General features: G+C 63.1%; 13 protein-coding genes. 8 read left to right on the forward strand and 5 right to left on the reverse strand.

From position 1 onward, the window contains the following. Positions 1-78: 78 nt before the first annotated feature. From ACF8O8_RS06125 to cmoB, 6 genes are all read left to right on the forward strand, one after another. Entirely contained in the window at positions 79-1413 is a 1335-nt protein-coding gene (locus tag ACF8O8_RS06125; protein ID WP_010952545.1) for a carbohydrate porin, read from the forward strand. A gap of 30 nt (positions 1414-1443) precedes the next feature. Continuing rightward, positions 1444-3855, forward strand: coding sequence for a glucose/quinate/shikimate family membrane-bound PQQ-dependent dehydrogenase (locus tag ACF8O8_RS06130; protein WP_010952544.1), 2412 nt, complete (start codon positions 1444-1446; stop codon positions 3853-3855). Between the two features lie 203 nt (positions 3856-4058). Beyond that, positions 4059-6476 carry an endopeptidase La gene (lon, locus tag ACF8O8_RS06135; protein ID WP_392509387.1) on the forward strand — a complete coding sequence of 806 codons (2418 nt, stop codon included), beginning with the start codon at positions 4059-4061 and terminating at the stop codon, positions 6474-6476. Positions 6477-6627: 151 nt separating this feature from the next. After that, positions 6628-7020: a protease inhibitor I42 family protein gene (locus ACF8O8_RS06140; protein ID WP_049587373.1), complete on the forward strand. Its 393-nt coding sequence runs from the start codon at positions 6628-6630 to the stop codon at positions 7018-7020. A gap of 89 nt (positions 7021-7109) precedes the next feature. Continuing rightward, positions 7110-7853 (forward strand): carboxy-S-adenosyl-L-methionine synthase CmoA, encoded by a 744-nt coding sequence (gene cmoA, locus ACF8O8_RS06145; RefSeq protein WP_004575434.1) that lies wholly within the window; start codon positions 7110-7112, stop codon positions 7851-7853. Further along, the gene (cmoB, locus tag ACF8O8_RS06150) at positions 7850-8806 is read left to right on the forward strand and encodes a tRNA 5-methoxyuridine(34)/uridine 5-oxyacetic acid(34) synthase CmoB (RefSeq protein WP_392509388.1); all 957 of its coding nucleotides are present in this window, start codon (positions 7850-7852) and stop codon (positions 8804-8806) included. The genes cmoA and cmoB overlap by 4 nt, the downstream gene beginning before the upstream one ends. 69 nt (positions 8807-8875) lie before the next feature. Here cmoB and ACF8O8_RS06155 read toward each other — a convergent pair whose 3' ends face one another. Continuing rightward, positions 8876-9079, reverse strand: a complete 204-nt coding sequence (locus tag ACF8O8_RS06155; protein WP_003252072.1) for a hypothetical protein — start codon at positions 9077-9079, stop codon at positions 8876-8878. A 310-nt stretch (positions 9080-9389) separates the two neighbouring features. Between ACF8O8_RS06155 and ACF8O8_RS06160 the strand changes: the two genes are divergently transcribed. Together ACF8O8_RS06160 and ACF8O8_RS06165 are read left to right on the forward strand one after the other, a co-directional pair. Further along, positions 9390-10064 carry a heavy metal response regulator transcription factor gene (locus ACF8O8_RS06160; RefSeq protein WP_392509389.1) on the forward strand — a complete coding sequence of 225 codons (675 nt, stop codon included), beginning with the start codon at positions 9390-9392 and terminating at the stop codon, positions 10062-10064. After that, positions 10061-11443 carry a heavy metal sensor histidine kinase gene (locus ACF8O8_RS06165; RefSeq protein ID WP_012053600.1) on the forward strand — a complete coding sequence of 461 codons (1383 nt, stop codon included), beginning with the start codon at positions 10061-10063 and terminating at the stop codon, positions 11441-11443. The genes ACF8O8_RS06160 and ACF8O8_RS06165 overlap by 4 nt, the downstream gene beginning before the upstream one ends. A gap of 125 nt (positions 11444-11568) precedes the next feature. Here ACF8O8_RS06165 and pdxJ read toward each other — a convergent pair whose 3' ends face one another. The 4 genes from pdxJ to rnc all read right to left on the reverse strand — a co-directional run bounded on the left by pdxJ (position 11569) and on the right by rnc (position 14742). After that, positions 11569-12291 (reverse strand): pyridoxine 5'-phosphate synthase, encoded by a 723-nt coding sequence (gene pdxJ / locus ACF8O8_RS06170; protein WP_392509408.1) that lies wholly within the window; start codon positions 12289-12291, stop codon positions 11569-11571. A gap of 61 nt (positions 12292-12352) precedes the next feature. Next, complete coding sequence (recO, locus tag ACF8O8_RS06175) at positions 12353-13036, reverse strand: DNA repair protein RecO (RefSeq protein ID WP_392509390.1); 684 nt, start codon at positions 13034-13036, stop codon at positions 12353-12355. Positions 13037-13157: 121 nt separating this feature from the next. Further along, the gene (era, locus tag ACF8O8_RS06180; RefSeq protein WP_003252061.1) at positions 13158-14060 is read right to left on the reverse strand and encodes a GTPase Era; all 903 of its coding nucleotides are present in this window, start codon (positions 14058-14060) and stop codon (positions 13158-13160) included. Further along, positions 14053-14742: a ribonuclease III gene (gene rnc, locus ACF8O8_RS06185; RefSeq protein ID WP_003252059.1), complete on the reverse strand. Its 690-nt coding sequence runs from the start codon at positions 14740-14742 to the stop codon at positions 14053-14055. The genes era and rnc overlap by 8 nt, the downstream gene beginning before the upstream one ends. Positions 14743-14833: the final 91 nt, after the last annotated feature.

Raw genomic sequence — 14833 nt, forward strand, 5'->3', positions numbered from 1 at the left:
TGTCGCCATATCCATTGAGGGGCCCGCCCTTCGATGCGCTTGCCGTTTTTTTCAATAATCAAAAGATAGCGCTATCTCATGTTCCAACTGCCTAAAACCTGCTACATCGGCCTGGCCCTCAGTGCCTTGGCAACCCCCGCCGGCGCCAGCGAAATGTTCGCCAGCGACTCCCCTTGGATGCTCGGCGACTGGGGTGGAACCCGCAGCGAACTGCTGGAAAAGGGCTACGACTTCACCCTTGGCTACACCGGCGAGATGGGCAGCAACCTGCACGGCGGCTACGACCACGACCGCACCGCGCGCTACAGCGACCAGTTCACCTTCGGCAGCCACCTGGACCTGGAGAAGATCCTCGGCTGGCACGACACCGAATTCCAGCTGACCGTCACCGAGCGCCACGGCGACAACATCAGCAACGACCGCATCAACGACCCGCGTGTCGGCGGCTTCACCTCCGCCCAGGAAGTCTGGGGCCGCGGCGAAACCTGGCGACTGACGCAGATGTGGATCAAGCAGAAGTACTTCGACGGTGCGCTGGATGTGAAATTCGGCCGCTTCGGTGAAGGCGAGGACTTCAACAGCTTCCCTTGCGACTTCCAGAACCTGGCTTTCTGCGGCTCGCAGGTGGGCAACTGGGTGGGTGGCATCTGGTACAACTGGCCAGTCAGCCAGTGGGCCCTGCGCGTGCGCTACAACCTTACCCCCGAGCTGTACGCCCAGGTCGGCGTCTTCGAGCAGAACCCTTCCAACCTCGAATCCGGCAATGGTTTCAAGCTCAGCGGCAGCGGCACCCAAGGTGCGGTAATGCCGTTCGAACTGGTATGGACCCCACGTATCCAAGGCTTGAAAGGGGAATATCGTGCCGGCTACTACTACAGTAATGCCAAGGCACAAGATGTTCTCAAGGACAGCAACGGTCAGCCGGCCGCCCTCAGCGGCGCCGCCTACCGCAGCAGTTCGAGCAAGCACGGCTTGTGGATTGGCGCCCAGCAGCAGGTCACCTCGCTGGCGTCCGACCAGTCGCGCGGCTTGAGCGTGTTCGCCAACGCCACGGTGCATGACAAAAAGACCAATGCCATCGACAACTATGTGCAGGCAGGACTGGTATTCAAAGGGCCTTTCGATGCCCGCGCCAAGGACGACATCGGTTTCGCCCTGGCCCGCGTGCACGTCAACCCTGCCTATCGCAAGAACGCCCGCCTGGTCAACCAGGCCGCCGGCCTCTATGACTACGACAACCCGGGCTTCCTGCCAGTGCAGGACACCGAGTACAGCGCCGAGCTGTATTACGGCATTCATTTGGCCGACTGGCTCACGGTACGCCCCAACCTGCAGTACATCCGCCACCCGGGCGGGGTGTCGCAGGTCGATGGCGCCCTGATCGGCGGCCTGAAGATCCAGAGCAGTTTCTAACCCCTTTTTTGACCTGACGGAGAACCTACGATGAGCACTGAAGGTGCGAACCAAGGAAGCCGCTGGCTACCGCGCCTGATTGGCGCGCTGCTGTTGCTGATGGGCCTGGCCCTGCTGGCCGGCGGTATCAAGCTGAGCCAGCTGGGCGGATCGCTGTACTACCTGATCGCCGGTATTGGCTTTGCCCTTTCGGGCGTCCTGCTGCTGGCCCAACGCCAGATCGCCCTGGGCCTGTATGGCCTGGTGCTGCTGGGCAGCACCGTGTGGGCCCTGTTCGAAGTAGGCCTGGACTGGTGGCAACTGGTGCCACGGCTGGCTATCTGGTTCGCCATCGGCGTGGTGTTGCTGCTGCCGTGGGCACGTCGCCCGCTGATCGGCCCAGCCAGCAAAGCCAACACTGCACTGCTCGGCGTGGCAGTGGTCGCTTCGGGCGCTTGCGCGCTGGCCAGCCAGTTCACCCATCCCGGTGAAGTGTTCGGCGAACTGGGCCGCGACAGCAGCGAAATGGCCAGCGCCGCCCCGGCCATGCCCGACGGCGAATGGCAGGCCTACGGCCGTACCGAGCATGGCGACCGCTACTCGCCGCTGCGCCAGATCACCCCGCAGAACGCCTACCGTCTGGAAGAAGCCTGGCGCATTCGCACCGGTGATCTGCCAACCGAAAACGACCCGGTGGAGCTGACCAACCAGAACACCCCGCTGAAGGTCAACGGCATGCTTTACGCCTGCACCGCGCACAGTCGCCTGCTGGCGCTGGACCCGGACACTGGCGCAGAAATCTGGCGCTACGACCCGCAGGTCAAGAGCCCGACCGGCACCTTCAAGGGCTTTGCCCACATGACCTGCCGTGGCGTCTCGTACTATGACGAAAACCGCTACGTCAGCCGCGACGGCAGCCCGGCGCCGAAAATTACCGATGCAGGCCAGGCCGTGGCCCAAGCCTGCCCGCGTCGCCTCTATCTGCCTACCGCGGATGCCCGCCTGATCGCCATCAACGCCGACAACGGCAAGGTCTGCGAAGGCTTCGCCAACCAGGGCGTGATCGACCTCACCACCGGCATTGGCCCATTCACCGCCGGCGGCTATTACTCCACCTCGCCTGCTGCGATTACCCGTGACCTGGTGATCATCGGTGGCCACGTCACCGACAACGAGTCGACCAATGAGCCGTCCGGGGTGATCCGCGCCTACGACGTGCACGACGGCCACCTGGTGTGGAACTGGGACAGTAACAACCCGGACGACACCAAGCCATTGGCTGCCGGCAAAATGTACAGCCGCAACTCGGCCAACATGTGGTCGATCGCCAGCGTCGACGAAGACCTTGGCATGATCTACCTGCCGCTGGGCAACCAGACCCCGGACCAGTGGGGCGCCGACCGCACCCCGGGCGCCGAGAAGTACAGCGCCGGCGTGGTCGCCCTTGACCTGGCCACCGGCAAGGCACGCTGGAACTATCAGTTCACCCACCACGACCTGTGGGACATGGACGTCGGCAGCCAGCCGACCCTGGTACACCTGAAAACCGACGATGGTGTGAAACCGGCGATCATCGTACCGACCAAGCAAGGCAGCCTGTACGTGCTCGACCGCCGCGACGGTACGCCAATCGTGCCGATCCGCGAGATCCCCACCCCACAAGGCGCAGTGGAAGGCGACCACACCTCGCCCACCCAGGCCCGCTCCGACCTCAACCTGCTCGGCCCAGAGCTGACCGAACAGGCCATGTGGGGCGCCACGCCTTTCGACCAGATGCTGTGCCGCATCCAGTTCCGCGAGCTGCGCTATGAAGGCCAGTACACCCCGCCATCCGAGCAAGGTTCGTTGGTCTACCCCGGCAACGTCGGTGTATTCAACTGGGGCAGCGTGTCGGTCGACCCGGTACGCCAGCTGCTGTTCACTTCGCCCAACTACATGGCGTTCGTGTCGAAGATGGTTCCGCGTGAGCAGGTTGCCGAAGGCAGCAAGCGCGAAAGCGAGACCAGCGGCGTGCAGCCGAACACCGGCGCACCGTATGCAGTGATCATGCACCCGTTCATGTCGCCGCTCGGCGTACCGTGCCAGGCACCCGCCTGGGGCTACGTCGCCGCCATCGACCTGTTCACCAACAAGGTGGTGTGGAAACACAAGAACGGCACCACCCGCGACAGCACCCCGCTACCGATCGGCCTGCCGGTTGGCGTGCCGAGCATGGGTGGCTCGATCGTCACCGCCGGTGGCGTCGGCTTCCTCAGCGGCACGCTCGACCAGTACCTGCGCGCCTATGACGTGAACAACGGCAAGGAGTTGTGGAAAGCACGCCTGCCAGCGGGTGGCCAGGCTACGCCGATGAGCTACACCGGCAAGGACGGCAAGCAGTACGTGCTGGTGACTGCCGGCGGCCATGGCTCGCTGGGCACCAAGATGGGCGATTACATCATCGCTTACAAATTAGCCGAGTAAGCGACACCGCTCCCGCAGGCTCAACCCTGAGGGAGCGGCCTTGTGTCGCGTTTCGGTCGCGCAGCGGCCCCAACGATCTAGAATGCTGGATGGATTCTGGGGCTGCTGCGCAGCCCAATCGCGACACAAGGCTGCTCCCGAACCATTGAAACCCATCCCTCCCCGCCCCATCTAAGCACCATAGTCATTCACGCAGGTGCCCCATGAGCGACCAGCAGGATTTCCCCGAACACCCTGACGAACACAGCGAAGTCGAACACACCCTCCAGGCCGAAGTCAGCCACGCCCTCGCCCTGCCCGGTCAACAGCTGCCGGACAAGGTCTACGTCATCCCGATCCACAACCGCCCGTTCTTCCCGGCCCAGGTACTGCCGGTGATCGTCAATGAAGAGCCCTGGGCCGAAACGCTCGACCTGGTAGCCAAGTCACCGGACCACTGCCTGGCGCTGTTCTTCATGGACACCCCGCCAGAAGACCACCGCCACTTCGACACCTCGGCACTGCCGCAGTACGGCACGCTGGTCAAGGTGCACCATGCCAGCCGCGAAAACGGCAAATTGCAGTTCGTCGCCCAGGGCCTGTCCCGGGTGCGCATCCGCAACTGGCTCAAGCACCACCGCCCGCCCTACCTGGTCGAAGTCGAATACCCGCGCCAGCCCGCCGAGCCGACCGACGAGGTCAAAGCCTACGGTATGGCACTGATCAACGCGATCAAGGAGCTGCTGCCGCTCAACCCGCTGTACAGCGAAGAGCTGAAGAACTACCTCAACCGCTTCAGCCCCAACGACCCCTCGCCGCTCACCGATTTCGCCGCCGCGCTCACCTCGGCCACCGGCAACCAGTTGCAGGAAGTGCTCGACTGCGTGCCCATGCTCAAACGCATGGAAAAGGTACTGCCAATGCTGCGCAAAGAGGTGGAAGTCGCACGCTTGCAGAACGAAATTTCGGCCGAGGTCAACCGGCAGATCGGCGAGCACCAGCGCGAGTTCTTCCTCAAGGAACAACTCAAGGTCATCCAGCAGGAGCTGGGGCTGACCAAGGACGACCGCAGCGCCGACCTCGAACAGTTCGAACAGCGCCTGGAAGGCAAGACCCTGCCGCCCCAGGCACGCAAGCGCATCGATGAAGAGATGGGCAAACTGGCCATCCTGGAAACCGGCTCACCCGAATACGCCGTCACCCGCAACTATCTGGAATGGGCCACCGCCCTGCCGTGGGGCGTGTACGGCAAAGACAAGCTCGACCTCAAGCACGCGCGCAAAGTCCTCGACCAGTACCACTCCGGCCTCGACGACATCAAGGAGCGCATCCTCGAGTTCCTCGCCGTGGGCGCCTGGAAAGGCGAGATCAGCGGCTCGATCGTGCTGTTGGTGGGCCCGCCCGGGGTGGGCAAGACCAGCATCGGCAAGTCCATCGCCGAATCGCTCGGCCGGCCGTTCTATCGCTTCAGCGTCGGCGGCATGCGTGATGAAGCCGAAATCAAGGGCCACCGCCGCACCTATATCGGCGCCCAGCCCGGCAAGCTGGTGCAGGCCCTGAAAGACGTCGAAGTGATGAACCCGGTGATCATGCTCGACGAAATCGACAAGATGGGCCAGAGCTACCAGGGCGACCCGGCCTCAGCGTTGCTGGAAACCCTCGACCCCGAGCAGAACGTCGACTTCCTCGACCACTACCTCGACCTGCGCCTGGACTTGTCCAAGGTGCTGTTCGTGTGCACTGCCAACACCCTCGATTCAATACCCGGGCCGTTGCTCGACCGCATGGAAGTGATCCGCCTGTCCGGCTATATCACCGAAGAAAAAATGACCATCGCCAAGCGCCACCTGTGGCCCAAGCAGCTGGAGAAGGCCGGCGTATCCAAGACCAGCCTCAGCATCAGCGACAATGCACTGCGCCTGGTGATCGACGGTTATGCCCGCGAGGCCGGCGTGCGCCAGCTGGAGAAGCAACTGGGCAAACTGGTGCGCAAGGCCGTGGTCAAGCTGCTGGAAAACCCCGACGCCAAGCTTAAGATCGGCACCAAGGACCTGGAGACCGCACTCGGCATACCGGTGTTCCGCAGCGAGCAGGTACTGGCTGGCAAAGGCGTCATCACCGGCCTGGCCTGGACCAGCATGGGCGGCGCCACGCTGCCGATCGAGGCGACCCGCATCCACACCCACAACCGCGGCTTCAAGCTGACCGGCAAGCTGGGTGACGTGATGAAGGAGTCTGCCGAAATTGCCTACAGCTACATCAGCTCCAACCTCAAGCAATTTGGCGGGGATCCAGGTTTCTTCAACGAAGCGTTCATCCACCTGCACGTACCCGAAGGCGCCACGCCCAAAGACGGCCCCAGTGCCGGCATCACAATGGCCAGCGCTTTGCTCTCACTGGCCCGCGACCAGTCTGCCAAAAAAGGTGTCGCCATGACGGGCGAGCTGACCCTCACCGGCCAGGTACTGCCGATTGGCGGCGTGCGCGAGAAGGTGATTGCGGCGCGGCGGCAGAAGATTTTCGAACTGATCCTGCCGGAGCCCAACCGCGGCGACTTCGAAGAACTGCCGGACTACCTGCGCGAAGGCCTGACAGTGCATTTCGCCAAGCGCTTTGCCGACGTGGCGAAAGTGCTGTTCTAGCCTGCACCGGCCTCTTCGCGGGCAAGCCCGCGCCTACAAGGGTACGCTACCCCTGCAGGCGCGGGCTTACTCGCGAAAGGGCCGGCACAGGCAGCACAAATTTCCTCGATCATCGGGTATCCTCAGGCCATCGCCAGCCTTCGGAGCCACCATGACCTCTCCTCGTCTGCTCGTTCCCCTGAGCTTCGCCCTGCTTTCTGCTTGCGCGCAACAATCCTCGCAGCCCGTTGACCTGGACGCCGAAAGCGAATGCCCCAAGCGCCTGCAGGTCGGCCAGATCCTCACGCTTACCCTGCCCAGCAACCCCACCACCGGCTACCGCTGGCTGGTACAGAACCCGGCACCCAACGTATTGCAAAGCCTTGGCCCCGAGGTTTACAGCGCGCCTGAAGACACCGGTATCGTCGGCAGCTCGGGCCTATCGACCTGGCGCTTCCAGGCCCGCGCTACGGGCGAAGGGAACCTGGTGTTGGTCTACCAGCAACCCTGGGCCCCGGAAGTGCGCCCGGTGCAGACCTTCGATTGCGCCATTCGGGTCAATTGAACGCAAAGCGCTGGTCAGCCAACCATGCATCCCGGCTGCGGTTTGGCTAGAATGCGCCCCCTGCCTATCACCAGCCGCCTGGATTCGCCGTGAGCAAACAACCCGACCGCCTTTTCTCCCAACCCCTGGAGCAGGTGCCCGACTTCGTCTTCAACGAAGACGTCGTACGTGTGTTCCCGGACATGATCAAGCGCTCGGTGCCCGGTTACCCAACCATTGTCGAGAACCTCGGGGTTCTGGCCGCCCGGTTCGCCCAGCCAGGCACCGCACTGTACGATCTGGGCGCATCGCTGGGCGCCGTTACCCAGTCGCTGCGTCGCCATGTGCGCAGCGACGGCTGCAGGGTAATTGCGGTGGATAACTCCGCTGCCATGGTCGAGCGCTGCCGGCAGTACCTCACTGCACAAGATTCGATGTTCCAGGAGTTGCTGCCGGTGCACGTGCTGGAGGCCGATATCCTGGCCCTGCCCTTCGAGCCGGCCTCGGTAGTGGCGATGAATTTCACCCTGCAGTTCATTGCCCCTGACCAGCGCCTTGAACTGCTCGGGCGAATCCGCCAGGCGCTGCTGCCCGGCGGCGCGCTGATTCTGTCGGAGAAGCTGCGCTTCGCCGATGAACAAGCGCAGGACCTGCTCAATGAACTGCACCTGGATTTCAAACGGGCCAATGGCTACAGCGAACTGGAGATCGCCCAGAAGCGCAGTGCCATCGAAAACGTGATGAAGCCCGATACACTCGAAACCCACCAGGAACGCCTGCGCGCAGCCGGCTTCTCGAAAGTGGTGCCTTGGTTCCAATGCCTTAACTTCGCCTCGTTGATAGCCCTGCCATGATCGATCTGTCTCCCCTCGTCCGCCGCCTGGCGGGCACGCCCCTGGCTTCCTGGTCGCAAGGCCTGCAAGCGCAACTGGACGCCAAGCTGGAAAAGGGTCACGGTGACCTCGACCGCTGGCGCGGGGCGCTGGAAGCCCTGCCCGCCCTGCAACCCAGTGAAGTCGACCTGGTCAACGGGTTGCGTCTGGATTGCGACTGCGACGACGCCACCCGCGCGCAGATGCGCCAGGCACTGATGGGCCTGTCGCCCTGGCGCAAGGGGCCATTCGACCTGTTTGGCGTGCACGTTGACACCGAATGGCGTTCGGACTGGAAGTGGTCGCGGGTCGGCCCGCACCTGGACCTCAAAGGCAAACGCGTACTCGACGTGGGCTGTGGCAATGGCTACTACCAATGGCGCATGCTCGGCGCCGGCGCAGACATGGTGGTTGGGGTCGACCCCAACTGGCTGTTCTTCTGCCAGTTCCAGGCCGTGCAGCAATACCTGCCGGCGTTACCGGCCTGGCACCTGCCGTTCGCCCTGGAAGACCTGCCCGCCAACCTTGAAGGTTTCGATACCGTGTTTTCCATGGGCGTGTTCTATCACCGCCGCTCGCCCATCGAGCACCTGTTGGCGCTCAAGGACTGCCTGGTCAAAGGTGGCGAGCTGGTGCTGGAAACGCTGGTTATCGAGGGCGACGAAAACCAGGTGCTGGTGCCTGAGGACCGCTACGCACAGATGCGCAACGTCTGGTACCTGCCGTCGGTACCGGCGTTGGCCCGCTGGTTGCGCCGTGCCGGCTTCAGCGATGTGCGCTGCGTCGACGTGAGCGTGACCAGCGTCGAGGAGCAGCGCAGCACCGAGTGGATGCGCTACCAGTCGCTGAGCGACTTCCTCGACCCGAACGACCACAGCAAGACCGTCGAAGGCCTGCCTGCCCCACGCCGCGCCACCCTGCTGGCGCGCAAATAAAAAAGGCGCCCGCAGGGGCGCCTGAATACACCTGCGGCGAGGAGCCGTCGCGGCGCAGGTGTCGTTACCTCAATCCTTGGCCACTTCACGCGCCTTCTCTTGCGCCTTGCGCTCGCGCTCGGCAACAGCCTGTTGCTTGTCGCCATGCAGACGCTGCTGGTCTTCGCGGAAGGCTTGCCAGAACTGCTTCGAGCGCTCCGCACCGCCCTCGGCATAAACACTGGCGCTGCCCAGGGCAAGGGTGGCCAACAGCAGGTATTTGGTCAGGTTCATCGTGTTTGCCTCGTAATAACCGATCAGACACGGCCATCCTAGCGAGGGCTGGCTAACGGCAAGGTGAGGCGGGGATTACAGTCCTGCAATGTGGCCTTGTGTGGACTGTTCGGGCCTCTTCGCGGGTAAACCCGTTCCTACAGGCGCGGGTTTACTCGCGAAGAGGCCCGAACAGACAGCCAGATAACAGCAGAATTACAAATCCGTTATCTGCACCGCAGGCCTTTTTTCATGCCGTAACATTGGGGCGCTTGACCCTGATGTCACTACAGGGTCAAGAATCGTCCCCTTTCAACATACCGAGCCCCCCATGCGCCTACTGATCATCGAGGACGAGCTGCGTACCGCCGACTACCTGCAACAGGGCCTTCGCGAGAACGGTTACGTGGTCGACTGCGCCCACACAGGCACCGACGGCCTGCACCTGGCACGCCAACAGGCGTATGACCTGGTCATCCTCGACGTCAACCTGCCCGAAATCGATGGCTGGACCGTGCTGCAGCGGCTACGTACCGAATCGGCCACACGCATCATGATGCTGACCGCCCACGGTCGCTTGGCCGACCGGGTAAAAGGCCTGGACCTGGGCGCGGATGACTACCTGCTCAAGCCCTTTGAGTTCCCTGAGCTACTGGCGCGCATCCGCAGCCTGCTACGCCGCAACGACCAGCAACTGCAGCCCAGCACCCTGCGCGTCGCTGACCTGGAACTGGACCCCGGCCGCCACCGCGCCTACCGCGCCGGGCAGCGCATCGACCTGACCGCCAAGGAGTTCGCCCTGCTGCACCTGCTAATGCGCCAGACTGGCGAAGTGTTGTCGCGCACGCAGATCATCTCGCTGGTGTGGGACATGAACTTCGACTGCGACACCAACGTGGTCGAGGTCTCGATCCGGCGCCTGCGGGCGAAGATCGACGACCCGTTCGACAACAAGCTGATCCATACCCTGCGTGGTGTGGGCTACGTACTTGAGGCTCGCCTTTGAAAAACGCCAGCCTGTCGTTACGCCTGGGCCTGAGCGTGACATTGATGGGCGCCGCACTGGTGCTGCTGCTGGCCTGCCTGGCCGTGTTTGCCCTGGATCACGAACTGGACAGCCGCGCGCGCAAGGATTTGGCGCGCAAGATGCTTCAGGTCGAGCACAACCTGCGTGTCGACCTGCGCAGCGAGGACCTGGGCAGCCGCGCCCATCCACTGCTGGACCTGGTGATGGGGCATGACAACCTAAGCCTCAGTGTGCTGGCTCTCGACGGCCGCCACCCCCACCTGCTCAGCCTCGGCCCGGCCCTGGAATCGCGGGTCGGTGAACTGCACACCGATGCGCGCCTGGCCTTTCACGCCTGGCGTGACAGCGGCGGTAACCAGATCCTCACCGTTACCCGGCTGATGCGCCTGCGCGACAACACCCCTGTCAAGGTGATGATGTCGCTCAACCGCGCCGACGACAACGCCCTGCTGCAAGCCTACCTGCACTCGACGTTGCTCGCCTTGCCACTGCTACTGGTTTTGATTGGTGCGGGGGCATGGTGGCTGATGCAGCGCGGCCTGAAACCATTGCGGCACTTCCGGCGCATTGCCGGGCAGGTGTCGGCCCAGGACCTGCAGCATCGCCTGCCCGCTACCTCCCTGCCGCAGGAACTGGCAGACCTGGCCGGCAGTATCAACGTGATGCTCGATCGACTCGACCAAGGTGTCAGGCAGCTGTCGCAGTTCTCTGACGACCTGGCCCATGAACTGCGCACACCGTTGAGCAACCTGATGGGCAAGGCGCAGGTGACACTGGCCCGTGAGCGGGACAACGCCAACTATCGGGAAGTGCTTGAAGACAGCATCGAAGAGCTGACCCGGCTCAACCGCATCATCAACGACATGCTGTTTCTTGCCCAGGTCAGCCAGCCGCATACGCAGGTTGCGTTGAAACCCTTGGCGCTGTCCGACGAGGCAGCGCGGGTTGTCGAGCTGTTTGCCTACAGTGCCGAGCTGAAAGAAATTGAGCTACGTGTTCAGGGCTGGGGGACAGCGCTGGGAGACCGGCTGATGTTTCAGCGGGCACTGTCGAACCTGTTGAGCAACGCCATACGGCACAGTCCCGAGGGTAAACCCGTGGCGCTGCGCATCGAACGCTCGGGCAGCGAAGTCAGGCTATCCGTGGAGAACCAGGGGCCGGGTGTGCCTGCAGAGCACCAGTCGCGCTTGTTCGAGCGGTTTTACCGGGTAGGTTCGGGGCGTTCGCGGCTGGAGGGCGGGACCGGGTTGGGGTTGGCGATCGTGAAGTCGATCATGCAGTTGCATGGCGGGCGGGTCGAGGTCAGCAGCTGCCCCCTGGGGCCTACCCGGTTTACCCTGGTGTTTCCTGCCGAGTGATCGGCCGCCTGTGCTGGCCTCTTCGCGGGCTTGCCCGCTCCCACAGGGGCTGCACAGCCTCAAGGCTTGTGGGTACCTGTGGGAGCGGGCAAGCCCGCGAAGAGACCGGTACAGGCGGCCAACAATCAGCGCGAAGCCGCCACGATCAGCGCCTTCATCTCGGCCACAGCAGCCTTGAAGCCGACAAACAGGGCATGCGCCACCAGCGCATGGCCAATGTTCAGCTCATTGATACCCTTGATCGCCGCCACCGCCTCGACGTTGTGGTAGTGCAGCCCGTGACCCGCATTGACGATCAGCCCCTGCCCCACGCCAAACGCCACACCCTCGACGATCCGCTTGAGCTCTTCAGCCACTTCGGTGGGGGTTTCGGCATCGGCATAACGGCCGGTGTGAAGCTCGATGGCCGGTGCGCCAACCCGACGCGAGGCCTCGATCTGCCGTTCGTCGGCGTCGATGAACAGCGACACCTCGGCACCGGTACGCGCCAGCCGTTCCACTGCAGCCTTGATCCGCGCTTCCTGCCCTGCCACGTCCAGGCCACCTTCGGTGGTCAGCTCCTGACGGGTTTCGGGTACCAGGCAGATGTGCGCCGGCCGAATCTTTTCGGCAAAGGCCATCATCTCTTCGGTGACGCCCATCTCGAAGTTCATGCGGGTCTGCAGCACATCCTTGAGCAGCACAACGTCACGCTCCTGGATGTGCCGGCGGTCTTCACGCAGGTGCACGGTGATACCATCGGCGCCTGCTTCCTCGGCGTCCAGGGCAGCCTTGACCGGGTCAGGGTAGCGCGTGCCACGGGCCTGGCGCAGGGTCGCCACGTGGTCGATGTTGACGCCAAGAAGCATGCGGTTGCTGTGAGTCACGAAAGGCTCTCCTGAAGATTGAGCCCAACAGCATACGTCCTGATCAGCGCTTGCGAAACAGTTCCCGGCTGACCAGCGGTTTTGCCCCCAGGTGAACTGCCAGTGCCTGGCGCATCAGCCGCTTCGCGGCAAGCAAGGCGCCGGGGGCGTCCCAATCGGTATGGGCCATAGCCAGCAGTTCGGTGCCACGGAACAGGCCGGGCTGCGCCAGCTCTACCCGCTCCAGGCCGGCGTCAACGCGCAAGCGGTACAGGCCATCGGTGGCAATGGGCTGCTCATTGACGTCATGGTGCAAGGAAAACGCATAACCGAGTTCGTCCAGCAGCCGCCATTCGAACGAGCGCAGCAGGGGCTCCAGCGGGCGCCCGGCACTCAGTGCCTGCAAGGTCAAGGTGTAGTGCTCGAACAGCGCCGGGAACGGCGCTTCGGCAGGCAGCAGGCGCATCAGCAGTTCATTGAGGTACAACCCGCTGAACAGGGCATCGCCGTGTAGCCAGGCGGCGATGCCGGTGCTGTCCATGCGGCCGACATTCTTCAGCTCGCCGCGCCCACGCAGCTCCACCTCCAGCGACACGAATGGTCGCACCAGGCTGCCGCCCTTACCCCGCGCGCGGCGCAACACGGCTCGCATGCAGCCCTGCGGGGTGAAGAAGTCTACCAGCGCGCTGGTTTCCTTATAGGCACGGCTGTGCAGTACATAGGCTGGCTGGGGGGTGGGTTGGTCCATGCACTATCTCTGGGGCCTGATGTACGTGTGGGAGCGGGCGTGCCCGCGAAAGCGTCAGTGAACCCACTATCGCATTCGCGGGCACGCCCGCTCCCACAGGAATAACCGACCGGTCAGGTAATTACAGGTCGCCGTAGCCCAGCGAACGCAGGGCGCGCTCGTCGTCGGACCAGCCGCCCTTTACCTTGACCCACAGGTTGAGCATGACCTTGGAATCGAACAGCACTTCCATGTCCTTGCGCGCCTCGGAACCGATGCGCTTGATGCGCTCGCCCTTATCACCAATGATGATTTTCTTCTGGCCATCGCGTTCAACCAGGATCAACGCGTGAATGTGCAGCACATGGCCCTGTTGCTTGAATTCCTCGATCTCCACGGTGATCTGGTACGGCAACTCCGCACCCAGCTGGCGCATGATCTTCTCGCGCACCAGTTCGGCGGCCAGGAAGCGGCTGCTACGGTCGGTGATCTGGTCTTCGGGGAAGAAATGATCGTTCTCGGGCAGGTGCTTGGCGATCTGTGCTTCCAGCGCCTCGAGATTGTGCCCCTGCTGTGCGGAAATCGGCATCACCTCGGCGTTCGGCAGCTGCTCTTGCAGCCACTGCAGGTGCGGGATCAGCTCGGCTTTCTCTTCCATGCGGTCGGTCTTGTTGACCGCGATGATCAGCGGGCCGGTGACATACTGCACGCGCTCCAGAACCAGTTGGTCCTCGTCGGTCCACTTGGTACGGTCAACCACGAAGATAACCACGTCGACGTCCTTGAGGGCCGCCGAGGCATTGCGGTTCATGTAACGGTTCAGGGCCTTGTCGTTGGCCTTGTGCATACCGGGGGTATCGACGTAGATGGCCTGCACATCACCTTCGGTCTTGATGCCGAGCATGTTGTGGCGGGTGGTCTGCGGCTTGCGCGAGGTAATCGCCAGCTTCTGGCCCAGGATGTGGTTGAGCAGGGTCGACTTGCCGACGTTGGGACGGCCGACAATGGCTACGTAGCCGCAGCGGGTCGGGTTGCTATCAGTCATTGCCATTCTCCACGCCCAGGGCGATCAGTGCAGACGCGGCGGCGACTTGCTCGGCAATACGCCGGCTAACGCCTTGACCACGGCTCTTGTTGTTCAGCAGTACCACTTCGCATTCGACGAAGAAGGTCCGGCAGTGTGGTTCACCCTGGATATCCACGACTTCGTAACGCGGCAGCTCACAGCTGCGCGACTGCAGGAACTCTTGCAGGCGGGTTTTCGGATCTTTATTGGTGTCGACCAGTGTCAGGCCTTCGAACTCATCGGCCAGCCAGGCCAGGATGCGCTCCCGGGCGGTGTCCATGTCGGCGTCCAGATAGATGGCACCAATCAGTGCCTCCAGGGCGTCGGCCAGGATCGACTCGCGGCGAAAGCCGCCGCTCTTGAGTTCTCCGGAACCCAGGCGCAGGTAATCGCCAAGGTCAAAACCACGGGCCAGACGGGCCAGGGTCTCACCCTTGACCAACCGCGCACGCAGCCGCGACAACTGGCCTTCGCGAGCCTGCGGAAAACGCTCGAACAGCGCTTCGCCGGCAACGAAGTTGAGAATGGCGTCACCGAGGAACTCCAGGCGCTCATTGTTGCGCCCGGCGTAACTGCGATGGGTCAGTGCCAGGAGCATCTGGTCCTGGTTCTTGAAGGTGTAACCGAGCTTTCGCTCCAGACCGGCAAGGGAAGCACTCATGCGGCCACCCGATCGTTGTTCAACGCGTTGTTCAAATCAACATCCTGAAAGACTGTTTGGCTGTGGTCCGCCGATCGATTTGCGGCGAATC

Source organism: Pseudomonas sp. TYF_14 (genome assembly GCF_043105275.1).
Classification (GTDB): Bacteria; Pseudomonadota; Gammaproteobacteria; order Pseudomonadales; family Pseudomonadaceae; genus Aquipseudomonas; species Aquipseudomonas alloputida.